The following is a 25,157-nucleotide window of genomic DNA, read 5'->3' on the forward strand; positions in this document are numbered from 1 at the left end:
AGTGTGCCATGTCTGCTTTCGAGAACGCCGCCAATGCCCAGAGTGCCTCTGGCAGCCGCGATGAGGAATATCTGCTGACCGAGGGCGAAGCCCAGCTCGCCACGGTGCTGGCGTTGATGACCGGTTTCAGCCAGGGCTGCTGTGCGGCGCACCGCGCGCCCATGGCTCAGAGGGTATCGACGCAACTGGCACGCATGGCCGAAGGCCTGGACGGCTGTGAGCGCTCTGAGGACATGCGCCACTTTCTGCAAAAGCTGGAGCAGCGCTGGGCCTCTGTGGCGCAGGTGCTGGCCCAGCCTGAACAAGAGCCCGAAGCCCAGGCTTCCGCTCCCCGCTTTGACGACGAATTTTCCAATCCACAACCACACTGGCATCACAGCCCGGAGACCCTGCAATGAACGCCATCACATCCCCTGAAATCCAGACCATGACTGCGGTGCAAATCCGTGAGCAATTCGCGCAAAAGCGCGAGCAAGGCCTGCGTGCCAAGGATGCGGCCGAGGCGCTGCAACTGAGCGAAGGCGCGGTCGTCGCCGCCCATGGCGGCGAGCATGAACGCACGCTCAAGGCTTTGCCACTGCGCGCCGAATGGCTGGACATTCTTAAAGGCCTGGAAGCCTGCGGCACCGTGATGGCGCTCACGCGCAACGAATCCACCGTGCATGAAAAAGACGGCATCTACCAGAACGTTTCGGCCCAGGGCCCGGTCGGCCTGGCGCTGAGCCGCGAGATCGATCTGCGCCTGTTCTTCATGCACTGGCATGCCGGCTTTGCCGTGACCGAGGAGTCCGCCAACGGCAACCGCCCCGCCATGCGCAGCCTGCAGTTCTATGACGCCGCCGGCCGCGCCGTGCACAAGGTATTTGCACGCGAGGCCACGGACATGGCGGCCTGGAATGCGCTGGTCGAGCGCTTTGCCGAGCCCTCCGCAGGCTATGTGTTCCGCGAGCCTGCGGCCAAGCCCGCGATCAAGGCCGACGCCGAGATCGACGTGCCCGCGCTGAGCCAGGCCTGGACCGATATGAAGGACACACATGAGTTCTTCGAGATGCTGCGCAGGTTCGGTGCCGAGCGCCAGCAGGCCTTCCGACTGGTGCCTCAGTACTGCGAGCGCCTGAACACCGACGCGGTCGTGCAGCTGTTGGGCGATGCGGCGGTGGACGGCGTATCCATCATGGTGTTTGTGGGCAGCAGCGGCTGCATTCAGATCCATACCGGCCCCGTGAGCAATATCCAGCCCATGGACGGCAAGGACGGCGTGCGCTGGATCAATGTGCTGGACAAGGGCTTCAACCTGCATCTGCGCACCGACCTGATCGCCAATGTCTGGGTGGTGCAAAAGCCCACCAGCGATGGAGTGGTGACCTCGGTCGAGGCCTTTGATGCCGAAGGCAACAACATGGCCATGTTCTTCGGCGAGCGCAAGCCCGGCCAGCCCGAGCTGCAAGGCTGGCGCGATCTGGTGGCCGGCCTGCCGCGCAAGGCGGCAGTGGCGGAGGCTGCATGAGCACGGCCAGCATTTCCCGACGCCAGGGCCTGCTGTGGCTGGGTGCGGCCGTGGCGGGCACGGCCCTGCCGGGGCTGGTGCAGGCCGCTTCTGCAACTGCCGCACCCGGAGCCAAGCGACTGGTGTCGCTCAGCGGCGCACTGACCGAGGTGGTCTATCTGCTCAATGCCCAGAGCCTGCTGGTGGGTACCGACACCACCAGCCTGTTCCCCGAGGCGGCGCAAAAAACTGCCAAGGTCGGCTATGTGCGCCAGCTCTCGGCCGAAGGCCTGCTCTCGCTCAAGCCCGATGCGGTGATCGCAACCAGCGAGGCCGGTCCGCCCGTGGTGCTCGATCAGATCCGTCAGGCAGGCGTGCGCGTATCGCTGGTTGCGGCCAGGCACAACTGGGCCGAGGTGCAGGAAAAGGTCAAGGTCGTGGGCCGCGAAACCGGCCGCTTGGCCGAGGCCGACAAGCTGCTGGCCCAGCTCGATGCGCAGTGGAGCAGCGTGCAGGCCCAGGTGGCCAAGGCCCAGCGCAAGCCACGCGTGCTGTTTGTGCTCTCGCACAGCGGCAGTCCGCAAGTGGCGGGCAAGGGCACGGCAGCCAATGCGCTGATCCAGTACGCGGGCTGCGTCAATGCCATCGACCAGTTCGACGGCTACAAGCCCTTGACTGCTGAAGCCATGGCCAGCGCGGCGCCCGAGGTCATCATCAACACCACCCAGGGCATCGAAGCACTGGGTGGCGAGGCCGCCTTCTGGAAGCGGCCCGAGCTGGCACTGACGCCCGCCTACGCCAAGAAGGCGCTGGTGACACTGGAAGCCAGCCATTTGCTGGGCTTTGGCCCGCGCCTGCCCAGTGCCGTGCAGGCTTTGCATATGCGCGCCCTGCAGTGGGTGGCCTGAGCATGAGCGCAAGCATGGGAAGCGTGGCGCGAAAGCCAGCAGTCGAGCAGCCTGTCGCATCGCGCTGGCGCACGCCGGCCGGCCGGCTCAGCCGCAGTGCCACGCTGCTGCTGGGCCTGGCGCTGGTGCTGCTGACCATGGTCTGGGGCGCGGCCAGCGGTGCCTATGCGATTGCGCCTGCGCAACTGCCCGGCATCGTCTGGGACGGCATTCGCAGCCTTTGGGGTGGCGATGTGCAAACCGGGCCCGAGCATCTGGTCTTTCTCAATATCCGCCTGCCGCGCCTGCTCATGGGCGTGGCGGCAGGGGCGGGGCTGGGGCTGGCCGGCGCGTTGATGCAGGGGCTGTTTCGCAATCCGCTGGCTGATCCCGGGCTGATTGGCGTGAGCAGCGGAGCGGCCCTGGCTGCGGGCATCACCATCGTGCTGGGCGGCCTGTATCTGCCCTGGCTGCCGCGTCATCTGGGCAGCTGGGCCCTGGTGGCCATGGCTTTTGGCGGCGGTCTGGCCGTGACTGCCGTGGTCTATGTGCTGGGCCAGGTTCAGGGCACGACCCGCATCGGCCTGATGCTGCTGGCCGGCATTGCCATCAATGCGCTGGCCGGTGCCGGCCTGGGCTTTCTGAGTTTTGTGTCCACGGACGAGCAACTGCGCAATCTGCAGATGTGGCTGCTGGGCAGTCTGGGTGCCTCCCGCTGGAGCGCGGTAGCCCTGGTGTCGGCGGCCGTGGCCGTCAGCGCGGCTGCGGCGCTGGCGCTGGCCAGGCCGCTGAATGCAATCGCTCTCGGCGAGGCCCAGGCCAATCTGCTGGGCGTGGCCGTGGAGAAAACCAAGCGCCGCGCCGTGATGGTGGCTGCGCTGGCTGTGGGCGCCGTGACCGCGACCACGGGCATCATCGGCTTCATCGGCCTGGTCGCGCCGCACTGGGTGCGGCTGATGGCAGGGCCTGACCATCGCGTGGTGCTGCCGGGCTCGGCCCTGCTGGGCGCGGCGCTGGTGGTCAGCGCCGATGCCGTGGCGCGCACCATCGTCAAGCCGGCCGAGCTGCCGCTGGGCGTGCTCACCGCGTTTATCGGCGTGCCGCTTTTTCTGGCCATGCTGCGCCAGTTCAGGAGCAAGGTATGAGTGCGTACCAAGGGTTGTCCAGCCTCGAATGCCGCAATCTGGGCGTCGGCGTGGCCAAGGGGCCGCGCCTGGCGACGGTGGATGTACGGATTCCGGCCGGGCGCTTTACCGCCATCCTCGGCCCCAACGGCGCCGGCAAGTCCACGCTGATGTCCATGCTGGTGGGCGAGCGCGCGCCGCAGTCGGGGAAGGTCCTGCTTGACGGGCAGGCGCTTTCCGCGCATGCGATGGAGGGCCTGGCGCGCAGGCGCTCCGTCATGCCCCAGGATTGCAGCGTGGCCTTTGACTTCACGGCCCAGGAGGTGGTAGAGCTGGGGCGTTATCCGCATCGTCACCAGCCCGGCACCGGGGAGGCGCAGATTCCGGAGCAGGCCATGGCGTTGACCGGGGTCGATCATCTGGCGCAGCGCAGCATCAATACGCTGTCGGGCGGCGAGCGGGCCCGCACGCATCTGGCCAGGGCACTGGCACAGATCTGGCTGCCACCGACCGACGGCGCGGCGCGCTGGCTGCTGCTGGACGAGCCCACCGCCGCTCTCGATCTGGCCCATCAGCACCATGCCATGCGCCTGCTGCGCCAGTGGGCGGGGCAGCAGGGCGCGGGCGTGGTGGCGGTGATTCACGATCTGAATCTGGCTTTGCGCTATGCCGACGATGTGCTGGTGCTGGGCGGTGATGCTGGAGTGCATCACGGCGCGGTGCTGGATGTGCTGCAGCCTGCTCTGGTGCGCCAGGTCTGGGGCATGCAGTGCGATCCGGTGCGCAGCAGCGACGGCGCGCTGCAATATATTTTTGTAGCTGATACCGCTTTATCTGCTTGAAATTTCAGAAGATTGCATCGAATTTTGAAGCCAGTCATGCGCAGGCTGCTTCAGATTCAATAGCTACTGCACTAGCTGTCACTGGCTGTCAATGCGTATGCACCGTCAGCGCGACCAGCTTGAGCACCAGCGGCCGCACCATCATCACGCAGAAGAACGCCACCGGCATGGCCAGCGCATAGGCACTGAACACGCGACGGACGTAGCCGGTATCAAAGCCGGTATTGGCGGCCACGATGGTGCAGCACATCAGGAAGGCCATGATGCCGGCCATGAAAAACGCAAAGACAAACGGCGTGTAGCGTCGGTGAAGCTTGAGCGTCGAGAGTCTGGATGGGGAAGAGCTGTTGGAAGAATTCATGAAAGCGATGCCGGAAATGCATTGCGCGTCGTCGCGGCGGGAGTAGGGTCTGCCAGCGGTTCGGGCCGAATGCATGGATGGAAAACAGGGTTGAACTGTAAGCATCACCGGCAGTCGGCGGTAGAGGTCCGGGGCTTGTTGCACTCATAAGCAGAACTTTCGAATCCAATTGAGGATACATTCGCAGTCATGCCGAATCTGCGAGCCATAGAAACCTTTGTCAAAGCGCTGGAGGGCGGCTCCATCGCCTCGGCCGCGCGCCAGCTGGGCATTTCGCCCGCCGCAGCCAGTCAGAACATCGCACGGCTGGAGCGCGAACTGGGCACGCGCCTGATCACCCGCACCACCCGGTCCATGGCCTTGACCGAGGCCGGCGAGCGCTATCTGGCGCGCGTCGCTCCGGTGCTCGATGAGCTCGAAAAAGCCCAGTCCGATCTCTCGCTGATTCATGGAGAGCTGCAAGGCAGATTGCGCATTGCCTGCATGGCCGCCTTCGGCCGCCATGTGCTGGCGCCGCTACTGCCGGCGTTTACCGCGCTGCATCCGCGGCTGGAGCTGGAGCTGTTGATCACGGACCGGCATGTGGACGTGCTCAAGGAAGATGTGGACATCAGCGTGCGCTACCGCGATGTGCTGGAGCCCGGCATGTCGGTACGGCTGCTGGCCTCGGTGCCGCGCATTCTGTGTGCCTCGCCCCTGTACCTGCAGCAGCACGGCAGACCGCAGACGGCGCAGGAGCTGCTCGAACACCCCTGTTTGCTGTACCGGCGCGAGCGCGACGGCAGGCTCATGCGCTGGCCCTTTCTGCGCGATGGCCAGCGCACCGATCCGCAGCAGAAGATTGCGGCCATAGGCAGCGATATCGATGCCCTGGTGGAGTTCGCCGCTGCCGGTGGCGGCATTGCCTGGGCCGGCAGCTTCATCGTTCATGAGGAGCTGCGCAGGGGGCGGCTGGTGCCGCTGGCACTCAAGCCGGCGCGCAAGGGCCAGTTGCAGTTCGAGGATGCTCCGCTGGACTTCTTCGCCTGCTTCAAGGATCGCAAATATGTGCCTGCCAAGGTCCGCGCGCTGGTGGACTATCTGCTGCAGGTGCTGCCGCAGCAGGCACAACTGAACTGGCCCTTGCCAGACTGATGTGGTGCAAGTGCACCTGGGGCCGGCCGGTTCTTGCGGTCCAAGCTATTTGCGTTGGCGCAAGAAAGCAGTGTTAGTTGTGTGCTGCAGTACCAGAGGCTCTTGATATCAATATATAAAAAAATATACTATCTATTAATATATTGAATCAGGCGTTCACTCCGGATGCCTGCAACGCAGGGAGTCAGCATGAAATTCAATGTCGGCGGTCTGGACCGCATGCTTCGTATCGCTTTGGGCCTGATCCTCATCGTTCTGGCGGCGATGGGCATCATTGGCTGGTGGGGATGGCTTGGGGTGATTCCCCTGGCCACCGGCTTGCTGCGCTTTTGCCCGCTGTACTCGCTGGCGGGCTTGAACACCTGCCCGCTGGATACGCGAAAAAAATAGGCCGCCGCTCGCTCGCCCCGCCCAAAGGCCCGGACGAATAAGCCGGGCCTTTGCGGGTGACGTCAACCCTCAGTGGCCCAGATGCTGCGGCAGCACTTCCTGCAAGATGGTGGTGGCAATCTCTTCGATCGACTTGGTGGTGCTGGACAGCCACTCGATGCCGCTTCTGCGCATCATGGCCTCGGCCTCGGCCACCTCGTAGCGGCAGTTGGGCAGGCTGGCGTACTTGGAGTCGGGGCGGCGTTCGTTGCGGATGCTGGACAGGCGCTCGGGCTGAATCGTCAGGCCAAACAGCTTTTTGCGGTAGGGCTCCAGCGCGGGCGGCAACTGCTTGCGCTCGAAGTCTTCGGGAATCAGTGGATAGTTGGCCACCTTGAGGCCAAACTGCATGGCCAGGTACAGACTGGTTGGCGTCTTGCCCGAGCGGCTCACGCCCACCAGAATCACGTCGGCGCCGCTCAGGTCGGCATGGGTCTGGCCGTCATCGTGAGCCAGCGTGTAGTTGATGGCCTCCATGCGCTCCAGATATTCCTTGCTCTCGCTGATGTCGGCAAAGCGGCCCACGCGGTGCAGCGACTTCTGGCCCAGTTCCACCTCCAGCGGGCGCACAAAGGTGCCGAACATGTCGAACAGCTTGCCCTTGCAGTTGGCTTCAAGGAATTCCAGCATCTCCTGATTGACCAGGGTGGTGAAGATGATGGGCTTTCTCTTCTCCACCTCGGCCACATGGTTGATCTGGCGCACGGCCTGATGAATCTTGTCCATCGAGTCCACAAAGGGGATGCGAATCAGCCTCGGCTTGCTCTCGAACTGGGCCATGATGGCCGTGCCGAAGGTCTCGGCCGTGATGCCTGTGCCGTCAGAAATGACAAAAATCGTATGGGTATGCATGGTGCGCGCAGTGATTAGGTGGAGGCGGGGCTGGCAATGCCATGCCCTGAAGTCTGAAACAGGTTTGAGCCGCGCCAGGGTTCATGGCTAGGCCTACAATTGCGCCCATTATTCCCAAATTCCACCCATGCTCGTTGACGGTCAACATCCAGAACAGCAAAGCACTGCATCGATGCAGCGTGGGTTCGCGTGCCCTGGCCATTCAGCCCAGTCGCCGCAAGCGTGCCGGTTTTTTACCTTTGGAGCTTTCCCATGTCTCAACTCTTCGAAGCGACCGCTTTAGTCGTTCCGTTCGAAAAACTGCGCATGACCGACGTCGAGTCGGTCGGCGGCAAGAACGCCTCGCTCGGCGAGATGATCTCGCAACTGCCCCAGGGCGTGCGCGTGCCTACCGGCTTTGCCACCACGGCTCATGCATTCCGCGAGTTCCTGGCCTTTGAAGGTCTGGCCGGCAAGATTTCCGCCAAGCTGGCCTCTCTGGATGTGGACGATGTCCGCGCCCTGGCCGCTGTCGGCGCGGAGATTCGTGCCATGGTGGAAAGCCAGCCTTTCCCAGCCGATCTGGAGCAGGCCATCCGTGAGGAATTTGTCCGTCTGCAAGGCGGCAATGCCGAGGCATCGTTTGCCGTGCGCTCTTCCGCCACCGCAGAAGACCTGCCCGATGCATCGTTTGCCGGCCAGCAGGAAACCTTCCTGAACGTGGTGGGCATCGAAGACGTGCTGCACAAGATGAAGGAAGTGTTCGCGTCGCTCTACAACGACCGCGCCATCTCCTACCGCGTGCACAAGGGCTTCGAGCACGATGTGGTGGCACTGTCCGCCGGCGTGCAGCGCATGGTGCGCTCCGACAAGGGCGCTGCCGGCGTGATGTTCACCATCGACACCGAATCCGGTTTCGAGGAAGTGGTCTTCATCACTTCCAGCTACGGCCTGGGCGAGACCGTGGTGCAGGGTGCCGTGAACCCCGACGAGTTCTATGTGCACAAGCCCATGCTCAAGGCTGGCAACAAGGCACTGATCCGCCGCAATCTGGGCTCCAAGCTGATCCAGATGATCTTTGCCACGCCCGAGGAAAAGGCTGCCGACGGCAAGTTGGTCAAGACGGTGGATGTGGCCCATGAGCTGCGCAACCGCTATTCGCTGACTGACGAGGAAGTGCAGCAACTGGCGCATTACGCACTGGTGATCGAGCAGCATTACGGCCGCCCCATGGATATCGAATGGGGCAAGGACGGCACCGACGGCCAGCTCTACATCCTGCAGGCACGTCCCGAAACCGTGAAGAGCCAGGCCAAGGGCCAGGCCGAGCTGCGCTACAAGCTCAAGGGCACGGGCACCGTGCTGGCCGAAGGCCGCGCCATCGGCCAGAAGATCGGCACCGGCCCCGTGCGCCTGGTGTCCGACATCTCGCAGATGGACCAGGTGCAGGCCGGCGACGTGCTGGTGACCGACATGACCGACCCCAACTGGGAGCCCGTCATGAAGAAGGCTTCGGCCATCGTCACCAACCGCGGCGGCCGTACCTGCCACGCAGCCATCATTGCTCGCGAGCTGGGCATCCCTGCCGTCGTGGGCTGCGGCAATGCGACCGATCTGCTCAAGGCCGAAACACTGGTCACCGTGTCCTGCGCGGAAGGCGATACCGGCAAGATCTATGACGGTCTGCTGGAAACCGAAGTGACCGAGGTCAAGCGTGGCGAGATGCCCAGCATCTCCACCAAGATCATGATGAACGTGGGCAATCCCCAGCTGGCTTTCGACTTTGCCCAGCTGCCCAATGAGGGCGTGGGTCTGGCCCGCCTGGAATTCATCATCAACAACAACATCGGCGTGCACCCCAAGGCCATCCTGGACTACCCCGCCGTTGACGCCGATCTGAAGAAGGCTGTCGAGTCCGTGGCCCGCGGCCATGCATCTCCCCGCGCGTTCTACGTGGACAAGGTGACTGAAGGCGTGGCAACGATTGCCGCTGCCTTCTGGCCCAAGCCCGTGATCGTGCGCATGTCCGACTTCAAGTCCAACGAATATCGCAAGCTGATCGGCGGCAGCCGTTACGAGCCCGAGGAAGAGAACCCCATGCTGGGCTTCCGCGGCGCTGCGCGCTACATCTCGGCCGAGTTCGGCGAAGCCTTCAAGATGGAATGCGAAGCCCTGCTCCGCGTGCGCGAGGACATGGGCTTGACCAACGTCAAGATCATGATCCCCTTCGTGCGTACCCTGGGCCAGGCCAAGCGTGTGACTGAGCTGCTGGCCGAAAACGGCCTCAAGCGCGGCGAAAATGGCCTGCAGCTGATCATGATGTGCGAAGTGCCCTCCAACGCCGTGCTGGCCGAAGAGTTCCTCGAATACTTCGACGGCTTCTCCGTGGGCTCCAACGACCTGACCCAGCTGACCCTGGGCCTGGACCGTGACTCCGGTCTGGAGCTGCTGGCCGCCGACTTCGACGAGCGCGACCCCGCCGTCAAGAAGCTGCTGGCTCGTGCCATCAAGGCCTGCCGCGACCAGAACAAGTATGTGGGCATCTGCGGCCAAGGCCCTTCGGACCACCCTGACTTTGCCAAGTGGCTGGCCGACGAAGGCATTTCGTCCATCTCTCTGAACCCTGACAGCGTGGTCTCCACCTGGCAGAAGCTGGCTGAGTAAGCCTTGCGCATCGGCATGCAGACGCATCACGCGCCCGTGCATGACGATGCTGTGTCGGATGCTCCGCGGCAGGCATTCGATGCTTTGGGCAATCCGGTGGAAGTCACCTTCCCGCCGGATCTGCACGATACCTACCACCTGAGACTCAAGGCCTTGTTGCTGACGGTCTGGGTGGTATTTTCATTTGGCATCTGCTACTTTGCGCGGGATATCCAGGCGCTGGTGCCCGACTGGCCCGTGGCCTACTGGATGGCGGCCCAAGGGGCGGTCCTGATGTTCCTGCTCATCATCGTGGTCTATTGTGTAGCCATGGATTATTTTGAACGCCAACAGGCGCGTGACGAGGCGCGCAAAGCGGCTGAGGCTCACGACGCCTCCTCTGCCGCTTCAGATCTTCATGCCTGAGCGGCCCGTTCTGAGCCGTGCCTACCACTGGCGGCTGCATCGCATTCTTTTTCTCTATGTGCTGGGAACGGCGGGCTTTTTGCTGGCCATGCTCTGGGCCGAGGAGCGCGGGCTGTCGCGGCACTGGATAGGGCCCATCTTTCTGTTCTCCACAGTGATGGTGTACGCGGCCATCGGCGTGTATTCGCGCACCAGCGATGCCGAGGAGTATTTCGTCGCCGGCCGGCGCATTCCGCCTTTCTACAACGGCATGGCGGCCGCTGCTGACTGGATGAGCGCAGCCTCGTTCATCAGCCTCTCCGGCGCGCTTTATCTGCAAGGCTTTTCGGGAACCGGTACGCAGCCTGGCGGGCTGGCCTATGTCCTGGGATGGACGGGCGGGTTTTGCCTGGTCGGCATGCTGATTGCCCCTTATCTGCGGGCCATGAATCTCTATACCGTGCCGGATTTCTTTCAGGCGCGCTATGGCGGACGCTGGCCGCGCATCATCGCTGCGCTGGCGGCCATCACCTGTTCCTTCACCTATGTGGTGGCGCAGATCTATGGTGTGGGCCTGATTGCCGCGCGGCTGACCGGTGTTCAGTTCGAGATAGGCATCATGCTGGGGCTGGGCGGCGTGCTGCTGTGCTCCTTCCTCGGCGGAATGCGGGCAATCACCTGGACCCAGGTGGCGCAATATGTGGTCATCTTGCTGGCCTTCATGCTGCCGGTCTCCTGGCTGGCCTACAAACAGCTGGGCAACCCATGGGCGCAGCTGGCCTATAGTCAGCAATTGGGCAAGATTGGCGCCATGGAGCAGCAGTTGCTGGCCTCAGAGGCCGAGCAGTCTGTGCTGGAGGCCTACCGCACGCGCGCTCAGGTGCTGCAGGCCAAGCTGCGCGATGTACCCAATGTGCTGGCGGCTGAACGTCAGGCACTGAGCGAGCATATTCGCGAGCTGCGCACCAGCAGCGGCAATATCGGCGCCATCATGGCCGCCAGCCGGGAACTGGCCGCCATGCCCAAGGACGAGGCGGCGGCACGCGAGCTCTGGAGCCGCGAGCTGCACGAGGCCTATGAGCGGGCCAAGCCGCTGGGCGGCATGCCGCTGCAAAGCCAGCCTTTCGCGGGGGATCCACATGGCTCGCCGGCCGAGCAGCAGGCCTATGAGGAAAGTCGGCGCAATTTTCTGGCGCTGATGTTTTGCTTGATGGTCGGCACTGCCGGGCTGCCGCACTTGCTCACGCGCTATTTCACGGTTCCCTCGGTGTCTGCGGCGCGTACCTCGGTGGCCTGGTCGCTGTTCTTCATCGGGTTGCTGTATCTGGGGGCGCCAGCCTTGGCTGTGCTGGTGAAGTACGAGGTCATGAGCAATCTCGTTGGCACGCATTTCGATGCCTTGCCGAACTGGATAGCGCAGTGGTCAAGGGTGGACGCCTCGCTGCTGTCGGTGGAGGACATCAACGGCGATGGCATTTTGCAGTTTGCCGAAATCCGCATGGGGGCCGACCTCATCATGCTGGCCACTCCAGAACTCGGCGGCATGCCTTATGTGCTCTCCGGGCTGGTGGCTGCTGGCGGGCTGGCGGCGGCCCTGTCCACGGCCGACGGACTGCTGCTGACCATCAGCAATGCCCTGGTGCGGGATCTCTATTTCCAGGAGCGCCAGCGCCTGGATACGCGCAAGCGCCGCATGTCGCCCGAACAGCGCGTGATTCTTTCCAAATTCGCATTGCTGCTGGTGGCCCTGTCGGCGGCGTTTGTGGCGGCGCGGCGCTCTTCGGACATTCTTCCCATGGTCTCGGCCTCCTTCTCTCTGGCAGGCTCGGCTTTTGTGCCGGCCATGGTGCTGGGCATCTTCTGGCGCGGCACAACGCGCCGTGGTGCGGTGGCCGGCATGCTGCTGGGCCTGGCCGTGACGCTTTACTACATGGTCTCTCACGTTCCTGGCCTGCAAGGGGTTCTGCCGTCGGTCCTTCGTGGCGAGGCACTCTGGTGGGGCATTCAGCCCATCTCGGCCGGAGTGTTTGGAGTGCCGGTGGGCTTGGCCACTACATTGCTCGTGAGCTGGTGGGAGCAGCGGCGGGCGAGAGTTTGAATAACTCTTGATGTGATGGCCTTCGGCGTTTTTTGGGATCGGGCTCGAGGCGGTTTCCTGCTGAGGATCCGCCGTGAGCTGATGGCTGATCTGGAGCATGCGCGAACCTTGCTTGCAGGAAAACCCGCTTTTCACCTGCTGCCATAACTGCCACCCTGCAGGGCTGAAAGCAATTCAATGCACAGAGGGCAGGGTCGATGTATCTAGTCAAAACACCCGAGGGTCAGCTGGCCTTCAAGGAGCGCCATGCCGATCTGAGCCAGCGGCTGCGCTCGGCCTTTTTGCTGTTTGACGGTCGTCGCAGCCTCATGCAGGTGCTGGAGGCAACTTCGGCGCTGGGGGTGAACAAGGACGATATTCTGGCGCTGGTCGGCAAGGGCTGGCTGGCCACAAGAGAGTCGTCCGTTGTGGCTGATGCAGCAGCACAGGCCCATGCATCTTCGCTCTCAAAGAGTAGTTCGGCGTCGTTGGCAGTTGCTGACGTCGACCCTGGCAGCACCCAGAGGCGCTACCAGAGAGCCTATCCGATAGCGGTGTCCATCACGGGGGCTCTGGGGCTCAAGGGCTTCAGGCTGAATCTGGCGGTGGAGGCGGCCATGGGTTATGAGCAGCTGGCAGCGCTGGCTCCGCGCATACGTGATGCTGCGGGTGACAAGGCCTATACGTCGTTGCACAGGGTGCTGTTTGAGGCGGATGAGACATAAGCACCATCTGTGCCGAGCCTCTTGCAAAGAAAAAAGCGGCCTAGAAGAGCCGCTTTTTTCATGAACCGGCCGGTTTTTCAGACGGCCAGCAGTTCCACGTCAAACTTCAGCGTGGCGTTGGGAGGGATCACGCCACCGGCGCCGCGTGCACCATAACCCAGGGCAGCGGGAATCAGCAGCGTGCGCTGACCGCCCACCTTCATGCCCTGCACGCCTTCGTCCCAGCCCTTGATGACCATGCCGGCGCCCAGGGGAAAGACGAAAGGATCGTTGCGGTCCTTGCTGGAGTCGAACTTGGCGCCTTGAACGCCGTTGTTGTAGAGCCAGCCGGTGTAGTGCACGGTCACGCTCTGACCGGCTTTGGCTTCGTTGCCTTCACCTACGACGGTGTCTTCGTATTGCAGGCCGGAGGCAGTAGTGTTGAATGCCATGATGGATTTCCTTTCAGCGCAAAGCAGAAAAAGGCGATGGAAAAAAGGGCCGGCCAAGCATGCTTGGGGCCCTTGGATGATAGTTGTGCGCGCTTGCCGCCAGGTCCCCGGCCGCAACAGCGCCAAGGTTTACTTCTTGGCGCGCGCTGCAACCCAGCGATTGGCAAAGGCTTGTACATCGGACAGGCGCTTGAGCAGATCCTGCCCGGTCAGGGTGACGGTGTAGCCGTCGCTGCCATGCTCGAGCAGGCCGCACTCACGCAGTTCCTTGATACGGGTGTTCAAGGTGTTGGGAGTGATACCGCCCACGCTGTCTTGCAGCAGTCGGAAGGTCTGGGGATGGCCATCCCGCAAAGCCCACAGCACGCGCAGCGCATAGCGGCATTCGAGCTTCTCGAACAGCTGGTTGATGGCGGCGTTTTCCTTGGAGCTCATGGACGCTTCTCCTTGCGCAATGATGTTGTCGAGCTGGGCGCACTAGGCGCTTTCAGTGCCATGTCCAATGGACTATAGCGGTTAATTTATTTTGCTACAAGTTTAGTAGCTTCAAATCTTCGACTGCAACGCCTTGAAGTGATAAAGGCCACAAACAGCGCGCAAGTGTTGCGGGTCAGCCACGAATCAGGGAGAAGACTCGCTTGCTTCAGGGTTTGTAGCAATAGGGGCAGGGCTGGTGCAGCCCTCGGGACGGGTTGGCGAGCTACGCCGGAAGTGTTAGTGCTGGCTTAGGTGTTTCCAGGTGTAAAAATTGACTCTAGCCATTGATTTGTCAGAGCATGCAGCTATGGAAATCATAGTTCCTGCTTTGGTGTCGGTATTTGCTTGAGTTGCACCAGCACCAGCAGCAGACGGTTGCTCGGTGTGGCAATGCCCAGCGCCTGACCGCGTTGCACCACATAGCCGTTGAGATGGTCGATTTCCGTGGGCTTGCTGCGCGCCAGATCCTGGGCCGTGGAAGAGAGCTGCCGGGGCATGGTGCGCGCTATGGCAGCTACAGCCTCGTCCACGGAGGTCGGCAACTGCACGCCGTCGGCCAGAGCCACGGCCTTGCATTCGGCGGCGATATCCTGCATCACTGCGGGTACGCCCTGCTGCGCGACCAGCCAGCCATAGGGCTGCTGGGTGAGGGCGGAGAGTGCGTTGTAAACGCAGTTGATGATGAGTTTTTGCCAGAGTGCGGCCAGCACACCATCCGAGACCTGCGTGGGAATGCCGGCGGCGCTGAACTGGGCCGCGATCGCGTCGCCTTGCAGACAGGGCGCGATGACCAGCTCGCCCCGCCCAAAGTGACGCACATGGCCTGGGCCTGCCATGGCGGTGGCCACATAGACCACGGCCGCTGCCACCGGCTGCTGACCCAGCACCTGGCGCAGGCGCTGGTCGTTGTCCACGCCGTTTTGCAAGCTCAGTACCTGGGTGTGCGCTGCCAGGTGGGGTTTGATCTGTGCAGCCGCTGCTTCGGTGTCGGTGGATTTCACGCAGAACAGCACTACATCGGTGCCTGCTACGGCACTGGCTTCGGTGCTGGTGGTGACGGGAATGTTCAGATCTTCTGTCGCAGTCTGCAGTCGCAGCCCGTGCTGGCTGATGGCCTGCATATGCGATGCTCTGCCGATCAGCGTGACCGAGTGGCCGGCGCGTGCCAGCAGAGCACCAAAGTAGCAGCCCACTGAGCCCGCACCCATGACGGCAATGGACAGGCAGGGGGATGCAGCGCAGTGGTTGAGCATGTTCATGCGGCTATCTCGCAAAGAGGCTCAGCTCTTGAGCTTGAGCAGATAGGTCATCAACTGGGCAGTGGAGGTTTCGACCTCCAGAAATTCATGCAGTGCCTTGCCGGTCTGCCAAGAAGAGTTCCAATTATTGCCGACCAGGGCTTGCTTCCAGCTGTCCTGGTTGCTCGCGTGGTCGATAGCCGCCAGCAGTTGCTGGGCGCGTTCTGCCGGCAGATTCTTGCCTGTAAAGACGGCACGCCAGTTGGACATTTCAGCATCCAGACCCTGGTCGCGCATGGAGGCAATGCCGAACATGGCACGGCGTGACGAAACACCGAGGGCGCGCAGTTTGCCCGCCTGCAAGGCTTCTCTGAACTCGCTGTAACCCGAGATTCCAACCTGCACCTGCTTTTGCAGCAGGGCCTGGAGCACATCGTTGCCGCCGGCAAAGGGTTTGTATTGCAGCTGCTCCGCATTGGCCTTGGCCAGGCGGGCCAGCATGCCCGCGTACATATGGTCCACACCGCCTGCAGAGCCTCCGGCAATGGTCAGTGCAGGCAGGTTCTCGCGCATGGCCTTGGCCAGAGCCTTGGGGTTGGCAAGCGGCGAGTCGGTGGGCACGGCCACCACCAGATAGTCGCTGGTCAGGCGCGCCAGGGGCTGCACCTGATGCAGCTCTGCCGACTTCTTGTTCAGCGCCAGGGCACCGACCATGACCATGCCGCCGATCAGCAGGCTGTTGGGGTCGCTGCCATAGCGTTTGGTGTACTCGGCCAAGCCGATGGTGCCGCCCTTGCCGCCAATGTTTTCATAAATGATCTTGTCCACCGTGCCGCTGCTGGTCAGCGCTGCGCCGAGGGCGCGGCCGGTCTGGTCCCAGCCGCCGCCGGGGTTGGCGGGGATCACGATACGCAGTTGCGTGCCAAGGCGCTGGGGCGGATTGGCGATGGCAGCAAAAGGTGTAGACAGCAAGGCAGCGGAATAGCCCAGCCACTGGCGCCGTGTCGGAAAGCGGTTTGCTTGGATTGTGTTCATGTCTGTCTCCGTTGTTATGTGTCTTTTGGTGTGTTTGGCCGAAAGCAAAGGCTTGCTGACCTGGGGTGCATACGAAAAAGCCCCGACCTGAGACAGATCGGGGCTTTGAGTAGCAGGGAGCTGGCGAGCCGGCTCCTTGGACTGACTTTACAGTGAGTCGATGAAGCTGCGCAGCTTGTCGGAGCGCGAAGGGTGCTTGAGCTTGCGCAGCGCCTTGGCTTCGATCTGACGGATGCGCTCGCGCGTCACGTCAAACTGCTTGCCGACTTCTTCCAGTGTATGGTCGGTGGACATTTCGATGCCGAAGCGCATGCGCAGCACCTTGGCTTCGCGAGGCGTCAGGCCGTCGAGGATGTCCTTGACCACATCGCGCAGACCGGCCTGCATGGCGGCATCGATAGGCGCCGTGTTGTTGCCGTCTTCGATGAAATCGCCCAGGTGGGAGTCGTCGTCGTCGCCGATGGGGGTTTCCATCGAGATCGGCTCCTTGGCGATCTTCATGATCTTGCGGATCTTGTCCTCGGGGATCTCCATCTTGGCTGCCAGGATGGACGCATCGGGCTCGAAACCAAACTCTTGCAAGTGCTGGCGCGAGATGCGGTTCATCTTGTTGATGGTCTCGATCATGTGCACCGGGATGCGGATCGTGCGGGCCTGGTCGGCGATGGAGCGCGTGATGGCCTGACGAATCCACCAGGTCGCATAGGTCGAGAACTTGTAGCCGCGACGGTATTCGAACTTGTCCACGGCCTTCATCAGGCCGATATTGCCTTCCTGGATCAGATCCAGGAATTGCAGACCGCGGTTGGTGTACTTCTTGGCGATGGAGATCACGAGACGCAGGTTGGCCTCGATCATTTCCTTCTTGGCGTCACGGCTGGCGCGCTCGCCGCTGTTCATGCGCTTGTTGATGTGCTTGAGCTCTTCCAGGGGCACAACCACGCGGGCCTGCAGGTCGATCAGGTTCTGCTGCAGCTCCTGCACGGGCGGGATGTTGCGCTCCAGCACGGCGCTGTAGTTCTTGCCTGCCGCCACTTGCTTGATGACCCAGTCCAGGTTCAGCAGGTTGGGCGGGAAGTCCTTGATGAACTGCTCCTGCGGCATGCCGCACTTGTCCACGATGATCTTGCGCAGCTCGCGTTCCTTCTTGCGCACGTCGTCCACCTGGGCGCGCACCAGGTCGCACAGCTTCTCGATCGTCTTGGCCGTGAAGCGAATGGTCATCAGCTCTTCGGTGATGGCCTTTTGCACCTTCATGTATGCCTCGGTGCCGTAGCCTTCCTTGTCATACACCTTGTGCATCTTGTCGAAGAGCTCGCGCATGGAGTCAAAGCGACCCAGGGCTTCGTTCTTGAGCTCTTCGAGCTTCTTGGTCAGGGCCTTGGAGCCGCCCTTGCCGTCGTCATCGTCTTCTTCGTCGTATTCGTCGAAGTCTTCCTCGGCCACATAGTCGTCGTTCTCGTTGGCATTGACGAAACCGTCCACCACGGTGGAGATGACAACCTTGCCTTCGCGGATCTCCTCGGCCATGTTGAGGATTTCGGCGATGGTCGCGGGGGAGGCCGAGATGGCTTCCATCATGTCCATCAGACCGCCTTCGATGCGCTTGGCGATTTCGATTTCGCCTTCGCGTGTCAGCAGTTCGACGGTGCCCATTTCACGCATGTACATGCGCACGGGGTCGGTGGTGCGACCGAATTCGGAGTCCACGGTGGACAGAGCCGCTTCGGCCTCTTCTTCCGCTTCCTCTTCGGTGGTCGCCGACTGGCCGGTGTTGTTCAGCAGCAGGGTTTCCGCATCGGGAGTCTGCTCGTACACGGCCACGCCCATGTCGTTCAACATGGAGATCACGACTTCCAGCGTTTCGGCATCGACCAGCTTGTCGGGCAGGTGGTCGTTGATTTCGGCGTGGGTCAGGTAGCCGCGGGTCTTGCCCAGCTTGATCAGCATCTTCAGACGCTGACGGCGGGTGTTCATTTCCTCTTCGGTCAGAACGGTCTCGTCCAGGCCGAATTCCTTCATCAAGGCGCGTTCCTTCGCCTTGCTGATCTTCATGCGCAGAGGCTTGGCCTTTTCGGCAGGAGCAGCAGACGCTTCGGTCGATGCCTCCTCTTCGACTTCACCTTCCAGATCGCTGTCGATATCCGACAGGTCTGCATCATCCATGTCCTCGTCGGCTTCCTTGGCCTTGGGCTTGCGACCGCGCTTGGCGGGAGCCTTGTCGGCATCGGCGCTGGCAGCAGGGGCCTTGACGGCGGCTGCCTTCTTGGCGGCTGGGGCCTTTTTGGCGACAGTCTTCTTGGCGGCAGGAGCGGCCGCTGTGTCGTCGTCTTCTTCGGCCTTTTTGCGGCCGCGCTTGGGAGTTGCCTGCGCCAGCAGCGCATCGGCCATGGCTTTGAGTTCGGCTTGTGACTTGGTAACCACGGTGGTGTCTTTCTTTGCTTCGGCTGCAGATGCAGCACTCTTCTTCACAGCAGGCTTGCTGGCACTGGCCTTTTTCGCGGGCTCTGCTGCGGAAGTGGAAGTTTTAGAGGTCTTGGGCTTCGCGGAAGCTTCTGGGGCCTGCTTGGACTTCACGGACTTTGAAACGGGCATGAACACCTCTCACGGTACGAACACACACAAACACACAAAGGAAAACGGAAAATGCAAACAAACGCCATGAAAGCTGGCGCAAGAACAGGCCTAGCCTGTCCGGCGGAGCACAAAGACTCCATGGCAAGATGTTGGGGCGATCATTTGGTATGCAATCCTTGCGAGAAATGGGCCATGCAGTTGCTGCCATCACGTGATTTCTTCACGGTGCCCGGGTCGGAGGTGTTGCTGTCGCTCTTGCCTATATCCTCTAAATTATACCTTTTTTAAAGTTGTCAAGAGTCGGGGCTAATAATTACAGATAAATTTTTTCGCCGCTGTTGAAACTCTATGTAACGCCTTGCCGCGGTGGGGTCGGTGGCGATCTCCTTGAGCGCCCGGGCCTCCTCGCGCTTGAGGTGATCCACGAGGATCAGATTGAGCGTGCCGCGCAATTCCTTGCGCAACTCGTCCACCTCGCCTTCGGGGTTGGCATGGGCGCCGCTCATGAGCTTTTGGGCCAGTGGCTCGCAAGGCGTGCCTTGCAATTGCTCGCGCAGCACTGCCCAGGAGCGCGGCCCGGACTCGGTGAACTGGGCCTCCAGCCAGCGAAACAAGGGGGCATGGCTTTGGTTGCAGCGAGCCAGGGCATCGAAATCCTCATGGGTCATCTCTTCCATGAACTCCATGTGACACATCAGCAGGCGTGCGGCCTGGTCTTCGCGGCTGACCGGCGTGGGGCGCGGGCCCAGCTGCGGCGGGTTCCAGTCCTCGCCCTTCTTGCCCCAGGGCTTGCGCGATCGGCCGAATTCCTTGCGGCTCGACCAGTTGCCACCGCTGCCCTGGCTTGGGTATGAGGGGGCCGGTGCTGCAGCATCGGCCCAGTCGGGGGCGCTTTCCCAGTTGGCTGGGGGTGCATCCCATTCCGGTGCCTGAGGGCCGGAGGGCGCAGGCGCGCGGCGGGCAATGGGGGCGGTGCGTGCGGCTTCCTGCGCCCAGATATCGGAGAGGTCGCGCGAGTCCAGCTGGGCCAGGGCTGCGATTTCTGAGAGCAGCTGGCGCTTGAGGGCTCCGTCGGGCAGCAGCGACCACAGCGGCCGGGCGTTGCTGGCCATGTGGGCGCGGCCTTCTGTCTGGCCCAGGTCGCAGCCTTCGCTGGCCGATTCGATGAGGAAACGGCTCAGCGGTGTGGCGTCGCCTACATAACGCGAGAAGGCCTCGGGGCCGAATTCGCGGATGAAGCTGTCGGGGTCATGTTCCGAAGGCAGGAACAGGAATTTGATGGAGCGCGTGTCCGTCGCCAGCGGCAGTGCCGCATCCAGCGCCTTGCGCGCGGCGCGTCGGCCCGCGCCGTCGCCGTCGAAGCTGAAGACCACGGCATCGGTAAAGCGGAACAGCTTTTGCACATGCTCGGGCGTGCAGGCCGTTCCCAGCGTGGCCACGGCATTGGCAAAGCCCAGCTGGGCGAGCGCCACCACGTCCATGTAGCCCTCGGTGACCAGCGCGTAGCCCATGTCGCGCAGGGCCTGCCGGGCCTCGTAGAGGCCGTAGAGTTCGCGGCCCTTGTGGAAGACCGGGGTTTCGGGGGAGTTCAGGTATTTGGGCTTTTCATCGCCAAACACCCGTCCGCCAAAGCCTATGCATTCGCCTTTGACATTGCGAATCGGGAACATCAGCCGGTCGCGAAAGCGGTCGTAGCGGCGGCTGTCGTCCTCACCCACGATGACCAGCCCGCATTCTTCAAGCTGCGGGTTGTCGTACTCGGCGAACACGCTGGCAAGGCCATGCCAGCCTGCAGGTGCATAGCCTAGGCCGAAGCGCTTGGAGACTTCGCCCGAGACGCCGCGCTTTTTCAGATACTCGATGGCCTTGGGTGCGGCCTTGAGCTGTTTGCGATAGGACTCGCCAGCTTTTTCCAGAAGGTCGCTCAGGGTCTCGGCTTTTTGCTTTTGTTGAGCCTGGCGCTGGCGCTCGGCAGGACTGATGTCGTCCTGCGGCACTTGCAAACCGCATTGGTTGGCAAGCTCCTGCACGGCTTCGACAAAGCCCATGCCGGCATGCTCCATCAGAAAGCCGATGGCATTGCCGTTCTTGCCGCAGCCAAAGCAGTGAAAGAACTGCTTGCTGGGGCTGACCGTGAAAGAGGGCGACTTCTCGCTATGGAAAGGGCATAGGCCCATGAAGTTGGCGCCGCCCTTTTTGAGCTGCACATAGCGGCCCACGATGTCGACCACGTCGACGCGGGAGAGCAACTCTTGGATGAATGATTGGGGAATGGCCACCCGCGTATTTTGCCTTTTTCGGCAAACGCCGATGGCGGGGCAGGAATGTGCAGGCGGGCAAAAAAAAGCCTGCACCGATGGGTGCAGGCTCAGGTCTCCTGATGCCTGGATCATTGCCAGGCTCTCCTCTAAAACGTCTCCTCCGCCACACAGTCTTGAGGCTTGCGACCGGCTCCGTGCGGGCAGAGATGCCGGTCTTGTACCGCCAGTACAGGCAGTCATGCCCTCAAAACATGTGCGCATTCTAAGAGCGATTCGAAGTCCTGGTGATTGGTCTGTCAGATAAATGATGTCTTATAGATGACTTGCATGAGTTGGCCCTGCTTGGGGAATGAGGGCGTTTTTCAATGGGGTTCCATGTGGTTGATTTCAAATGAATTTATCGATTTTCAGAAGCTGTTGAAAGTACTGTCTTGCTGAATGACCTTTTGCATTGCTCTGGTTTGTCTGTGCATGTCACATGCCGGTTTGCCGGCGCGGTGCGGCCATTTCGGGAGCAACTGCTTGATGCCGATCACAACAGGCCTGTATGGCGCTCGGTTGTAAGCCTGGCGTGACCCATGCTGGGGTACAAAACGCTCAGGAGACAAACATGACAAGTTCTTTCGATCTGAACCTCGCACCGAATACCGCCAACCATGCCGCGCTGACGCCGCTGGGCTTTATTGCCCGCACGGCCGAGGTCTATCCCGAGCGCCTGGCCATTGTTCATGGCGACTTGCGCCAGAGCTGGGCACAAACCTATGCGCGTTGTCGTCAGCTGGCCAGCAGCCTGCAGAAAATCGGCATTGGCAAGAACGACACCGTGGCCGTGATGCTGCCCAATACGCCGCCCATGGTGGAGGCGCACTTTGGCGTGCCCATGGCCGGTGCCGTGCTCAACACGCTCAACACCCGGCTCGATGCCGAGACCCTGGCATTCATGCTGGATCACGGCGAAGCCAAGGCCCTGATCGTGGACCCCGAGTTTGCGGCCTTGATGGCCAGGGCACTCAAATTGCGCAAGGGCACAGAACCCATCCATGTGATCCAGGTCGAGGACAGCGTCTATGGCGAGGCGGCCGAGCAGATCGGTGTCATCGACTACGAGAGCTTTGTGGCCCAGGGCGATGCCGGCTTCGACTGGCAGTGGCCCGGCGACGAATGGGATGCGATTGCGCTGAACTACACCAGCGGCACCACAGGCAACCCCAAGGGCGTGGTCTACCACCATCGCGGCGCGCACAACAATGCCATCAGCAATGTGCTGGAGTGGGACATGCCCAAGCACGCCGTCTACCTGTGGACGCTGCCCATGTTCCACTGCAACGGCTGGTGTTTTCCCTGGACGGTGGCAGCGCGCGCGGCGGTCAACGTCTGCCTGCGCCGGGTGGATGCGCAGGCGGTGTTTGAAGCCATCCTCAACCATGGCGTGACCCATTACTGCGGCGCGCCCATTGTGCACAGCCTGCTGGTGAATGCGCCGGCCGCCATGAAGCAGGGCGTGCCCGCAGGCGTCAAGGCCATGGTGGCAGGGGCCGCGCCGCCCGCATCGATGATCGAAGGCATGGAAGCCATGGGCTTTGACATCACCCACGTCTACGGTCTGACCGAAACCTATGGGCCGGCCACGGTCTGCGCCAAGCATGAGAGCTGGAATGCGCTCGATATCGGTGAGCGCGCCCGCCTGAACTCGCGCCAGGGCGTGCGCTATCACCTGCAGCGCTCTGCGGCCGTGCTGGATCCCGAAACCATGCAGCCCGTGCCGCGCGACGGCCAGACCATGGGGGAGATCATGTTCCAGGGCAATATCGCCATGAAGGGCTATCTCAAGAACCCGCAGGCGACGCAGGAGGCTTTCCGCGGCGGCTGGTTCCATAGCGGCGACCTGGCCGTGCAGCATCCCGACGGCTATATCCAGATCAAGGACCGCAGCAAGGACATCATCATCTCGGGAGGCGAGAACATCTCCTCGATCGAAGTGGAGGATGTGCTCTATCGCCACCCTGCTGTGCTGGCTGCAGCCGTGGTGGCCAAGCCCGACCCCAAATGGGGCGAGACGCCCTGCGCCTTCATTGAGCTCAAGGCCGGAGCCGAGACCACGGAGCAAGACATCATTGCCCACTGCAAGAAGCACCTGGCCGGCTACAAGGTGCCGCGCGCCGTGGTGTTTGGCGAGCTGCCCAAGACCAGCACGGGCAAGATCCAGAAGTTCGAGCTGCGCAAGCAGGCAGGCTCGGCTTCCGCCATCTCGGTCTGAGATCCGGCCGCCAACCCCGAAGCCCGGTGCCTTGGCTATGCGGGCAGCGGGCTTTTTTGCGTTTGTCGGTTCGGTAAATTTGATAGCTGTTAGCGCCTGCTATTCATAGAACTTGGGTAGTTTTCAATCTGAAATCTATGAATGGCCTGCGCAAAAAGCTCTCAATAAGGTAGCTGCAGCCGGGCAGCGCGTCAGGCCAGATCGGGCGGTATGCGCTGCCAGCCTTCGGGCGTCACGCGCAGCACCTCGGCGCGACGTGTATCGGCATCGATATGCCAGTCGCTGAGCACGATGCGCCATTGGTCATTGCCCAGTGCGTGGTCGGCTGGCTGATGGGTATGGCCGTGAATCAGCCAGGGCGCTTGCGCGGCCTGCATCCAGGAGCTGCTCATCTGCGCGTCGGCATCCGCGTAGGGAGCGCCGCTTTGCTTGCGTTGTTCGCTTTCGCTGCGTGCCGATTTGCCGATCGCGCGGCGCACGGCCAGGGGCTGGGCCAGCAGTTGTTGCTGCCAGGCGGCAGAGCGCGAAACAGCCCGGAATTGCTGGTAATCCACATCGTCAAGGCATAGCGCATCGCCATGGCTGAGCAGGATGCTGGTGCCTGCCCACCGCAGCACCGTGGGGTCGGAAAGGCCAGTCATGCCGCTTCGGCGCAGAAATTCGTCACCGGCCAGAAAGTCGCGGTTGCCGACCATGAAGAACAGCGGGCGCTGCTGTGCCGCCTCGCGCAGCACGGCTGCGCAGTCGGCTTCGAAGCTGCCGGGCTCATCGAGTGCATCGTCACCGACCCAGACTTCAAACAGATCGCCGAGGATAAAGATGGCATCGGCCGTGCTGCGTGCCAGATAGCTGCGCCAGGCTTCGACCGTCTGCGGCTCGGATGGCTGCAGGTGCAGATCGGAAATAAAGTCGATAGCTCGCCAGTCGGGTGCGCCTTGCAGCTGCGCCACCTGAGGAGCAGTCGTGCGGGGATCTGAAGAATCAGTCATGTGATGATATTACGCAGCCTGAAAACAATAACGGCTCAGAGCGAGAGACGGCAAGCAAGAGCCGCCTCGCAGCGAGGCCGTCGTCCCTGCCGGGGGCGCCTTGCAGCTGCGTCACCTGAGGCGCAGTCGTGCGGGGATCTGAATGAATGATGGATTCAGTCATTTGAACAAGTGAGGACTTGCGCAAACAAGAATGCAACAACAGCCTGCTTCCAGAGGCAGTCATCCTGCCAGAACCCGTTTTGCGTAAGTCGTGAAGTAAGCGGCTTCTAAAACAACAACGGCCTCGTGCGAGAGACGGCAAGCAAGGGCCGCCCCGCAGCGAGGCCGTCGTCCCCCTCAGGGGGAAGCCGCAAAGCGGCTCAGGGGGATCAAATTACAGGGCCACGGCCTTGTCGATCACCACGGCGTCGAAAGGCACGTCGTCGTGGAAGCCCTTGCGGGTGGTGCGCACCTTCTTGATGGCGTCCACGACTTCTTCACCCTTGACGACCTTGCCGAACACGGCATAGCCCCAGCCCTGGCCGGTGGGAGCGGTGTGGTTCAGGAAGCCGTTGTCCACGGTGTTGATGAAGAACTGGGCGGTTGCACTGTGAGGATCGCTGGTGCGAGCCATGGCAATCGTGTACTTGTCGTTCTTCAGGCCGTTCTTGGCTTCGTTCTCGATGGGAGCAGCAGTTTCCTTTTGCTTCATGTCGGCTGCAAAGCCGCCACCCTGGATCATGAAGTTCTTGATCACGCGGTGGAAGATAGTGCCGTTGTAGAAGCCCTGGTTCACGTAGCTCAGGAAGTTCTCGGTGGACTTGGGCGCGTTCACGGCGTCCAGTTCCAGGGTGATCACGCCCTGGGTTGCGGTGTCAGCCACGTTGATGGTCACGTGCAGTTCGACTTGGGGATTGCTCATGTCTGTGCTTTCTAGAGGAAGGAGTAAAGAGGCGGGTGCAGCCC

The 25,157-nt window shown here is 62.1% G+C and carries 22 protein-coding genes; 12 read left to right on the forward strand and 10 right to left on the reverse strand.

All coding sequences use genetic code 11. From position 1 onward, the window contains the following. Positions 1-8 precede the first annotated feature (8 nt). From DFO48_RS08360 to DFO48_RS08380, 5 genes are read left to right on the forward strand one after another with little or no spacing between them, the layout of a single operon-like run. On the forward strand, positions 9-398 hold the full coding sequence (locus DFO48_RS08360; RefSeq protein WP_114863085.1) for a hypothetical protein: 390 nt from the start codon (positions 9-11) through the stop codon (positions 396-398). Continuing rightward, complete coding sequence (locus DFO48_RS08365) at positions 395-1,507, forward strand: hemin-degrading factor (protein ID WP_114863086.1); 1,113 nt, start codon at positions 395-397, stop codon at positions 1,505-1,507. Before DFO48_RS08360 ends, DFO48_RS08365 begins: the two co-directional genes overlap by 4 nt. Then, the gene (locus tag DFO48_RS08370; protein WP_114863087.1) at positions 1,504-2,394 is read left to right on the forward strand and encodes a hemin ABC transporter substrate-binding protein; all 891 of its coding nucleotides are present in this window, start codon (positions 1,504-1,506) and stop codon (positions 2,392-2,394) included. Before DFO48_RS08365 ends, DFO48_RS08370 begins: the two co-directional genes overlap by 4 nt. 14 nt (positions 2,395-2,408) lie before the next feature. Next, positions 2,409-3,518: an iron ABC transporter permease gene (locus DFO48_RS08375; protein ID WP_003076295.1), complete on the forward strand. Its 1,110-nt coding sequence runs from the start codon at positions 2,409-2,411 to the stop codon at positions 3,516-3,518. Further along, on the forward strand, positions 3,515-4,339 hold the full coding sequence (locus DFO48_RS08380) for a heme ABC transporter ATP-binding protein (protein ID WP_114863088.1): 825 nt from the start codon (positions 3,515-3,517) through the stop codon (positions 4,337-4,339). Before DFO48_RS08375 ends, DFO48_RS08380 begins: the two co-directional genes overlap by 4 nt. A gap of 88 nt (positions 4,340-4,427) precedes the next feature. On the opposite strand, the gene DFO48_RS08385 is transcribed toward DFO48_RS08380, so the two are convergent. After that, complete coding sequence (locus DFO48_RS08385) at positions 4,428-4,700, reverse strand: DUF2798 domain-containing protein (protein WP_003076290.1); 273 nt, start codon at positions 4,698-4,700, stop codon at positions 4,428-4,430. Between the two features lie 189 nt (positions 4,701-4,889). Here DFO48_RS08385 and DFO48_RS08390 point away from each other — a divergent pair, with 189 nt between their 5' ends. Next, a complete protein-coding gene (locus DFO48_RS08390; protein ID WP_114863089.1) occupies positions 4,890-5,834 on the forward strand; it encodes a LysR family transcriptional regulator in 945 nt (314 codons plus the stop codon). A 189-nt stretch (positions 5,835-6,023) separates the two neighbouring features. After that, positions 6,024-6,224, forward strand: a complete 201-nt coding sequence (locus DFO48_RS08395; RefSeq protein ID WP_114863133.1) for a DUF2892 domain-containing protein — start codon at positions 6,024-6,026, stop codon at positions 6,222-6,224. A gap of 69 nt (positions 6,225-6,293) precedes the next feature. Here DFO48_RS08395 and DFO48_RS08400 read toward each other — a convergent pair whose 3' ends face one another. Beyond that, positions 6,294-7,115 carry a pyruvate, water dikinase regulatory protein gene (locus DFO48_RS08400; protein WP_003057637.1) on the reverse strand — a complete coding sequence of 274 codons (822 nt, stop codon included), beginning with the start codon at positions 7,113-7,115 and terminating at the stop codon, positions 6,294-6,296. A gap of 252 nt (positions 7,116-7,367) precedes the next feature. Here DFO48_RS08400 and ppsA point away from each other — a divergent pair, with 252 nt between their 5' ends. The 4 genes from ppsA to DFO48_RS08420 all read left to right on the forward strand — a co-directional run bounded on the left by ppsA (position 7,368) and on the right by DFO48_RS08420 (position 12,944). Then, positions 7,368-9,758 carry a phosphoenolpyruvate synthase gene (gene ppsA, locus DFO48_RS08405; RefSeq protein WP_003076285.1) on the forward strand — a complete coding sequence of 797 codons (2,391 nt, stop codon included), beginning with the start codon at positions 7,368-7,370 and terminating at the stop codon, positions 9,756-9,758. 15 nt (positions 9,759-9,773) lie between these two features. Then, on the forward strand, positions 9,774-10,163 hold the full coding sequence (locus tag DFO48_RS08410) for a DUF4212 domain-containing protein (RefSeq protein ID WP_034349047.1): 390 nt from the start codon (positions 9,774-9,776) through the stop codon (positions 10,161-10,163). Further along, the gene (locus DFO48_RS08415) at positions 10,156-12,240 is read left to right on the forward strand and encodes a VC_2705 family sodium/solute symporter (protein ID WP_003076283.1); all 2,085 of its coding nucleotides are present in this window, start codon (positions 10,156-10,158) and stop codon (positions 12,238-12,240) included. Before DFO48_RS08410 ends, DFO48_RS08415 begins: the two co-directional genes overlap by 8 nt. Before the next feature lie 197 nt (positions 12,241-12,437). Further along, entirely contained in the window at positions 12,438-12,944 is a 507-nt protein-coding gene (locus DFO48_RS08420) for a hypothetical protein (protein WP_003076280.1), read from the forward strand. Positions 12,945-13,021: 77 nt separating this feature from the next. Here the strand turns inward: DFO48_RS08420 and DFO48_RS08425 are convergent, their stop codons facing one another. The 6 genes from DFO48_RS08425 to dnaG form a co-directional block, all read right to left on the reverse strand. After that, entirely contained in the window at positions 13,022-13,375 is a 354-nt protein-coding gene (locus tag DFO48_RS08425; RefSeq protein ID WP_003076278.1) for an FKBP-type peptidyl-prolyl cis-trans isomerase, read from the reverse strand. Between the two features lie 129 nt (positions 13,376-13,504). Then, complete coding sequence (locus tag DFO48_RS08430) at positions 13,505-13,810, reverse strand: helix-turn-helix domain-containing protein (RefSeq protein ID WP_003057624.1); 306 nt, start codon at positions 13,808-13,810, stop codon at positions 13,505-13,507. 356 nt (positions 13,811-14,166) lie between these two features. Further along, complete coding sequence (locus DFO48_RS08435; protein ID WP_114863090.1) at positions 14,167-15,111, reverse strand: ketopantoate reductase family protein; 945 nt, start codon at positions 15,109-15,111, stop codon at positions 14,167-14,169. A 21-nt stretch (positions 15,112-15,132) separates the two neighbouring features. After that, the gene (locus DFO48_RS08440) at positions 15,133-16,125 is read right to left on the reverse strand and encodes a tripartite tricarboxylate transporter substrate binding protein (protein WP_114863091.1); all 993 of its coding nucleotides are present in this window, start codon (positions 16,123-16,125) and stop codon (positions 15,133-15,135) included. Between the two features lie 147 nt (positions 16,126-16,272). Then, complete coding sequence (gene rpoD / locus DFO48_RS08445) at positions 16,273-18,720, reverse strand: RNA polymerase sigma factor RpoD (protein WP_003076272.1); 2,448 nt, start codon at positions 18,718-18,720, stop codon at positions 16,273-16,275. A gap of 275 nt (positions 18,721-18,995) precedes the next feature. Further along, the gene (gene dnaG, locus DFO48_RS08450) at positions 18,996-20,981 is read right to left on the reverse strand and encodes a DNA primase (RefSeq protein WP_114863092.1); all 1,986 of its coding nucleotides are present in this window, start codon (positions 20,979-20,981) and stop codon (positions 18,996-18,998) included. 592 nt (positions 20,982-21,573) lie between these two features. Here dnaG and DFO48_RS08455 point away from each other — a divergent pair. Continuing rightward, positions 21,574-23,220 carry an acyl-CoA synthetase gene (locus tag DFO48_RS08455; RefSeq protein WP_114863093.1) on the forward strand — a complete coding sequence of 549 codons (1,647 nt, stop codon included), beginning with the start codon at positions 21,574-21,576 and terminating at the stop codon, positions 23,218-23,220. Between the two features lie 191 nt (positions 23,221-23,411). On the opposite strand, the gene DFO48_RS08460 is transcribed toward DFO48_RS08455, so the two are convergent. Beyond that, on the reverse strand, positions 23,412-24,209 hold the full coding sequence (locus DFO48_RS08460) for a UDP-2,3-diacylglucosamine diphosphatase (RefSeq protein WP_114863094.1): 798 nt from the start codon (positions 24,207-24,209) through the stop codon (positions 23,412-23,414). A gap of 376 nt (positions 24,210-24,585) precedes the next feature. After that, positions 24,586-25,113 carry a peptidylprolyl isomerase gene (locus DFO48_RS08465; protein WP_003076264.1) on the reverse strand — a complete coding sequence of 176 codons (528 nt, stop codon included), beginning with the start codon at positions 25,111-25,113 and terminating at the stop codon, positions 24,586-24,588. Positions 25,114-25,157: the final 44 nt, after the last annotated feature.

It is taken from the genome of Comamonas sp. AG1104 (genome assembly GCF_003350425.1).
GTDB classification, from domain to species: domain Bacteria; phylum Pseudomonadota; class Gammaproteobacteria; order Burkholderiales; family Burkholderiaceae_C; genus Comamonas; species Comamonas testosteroni.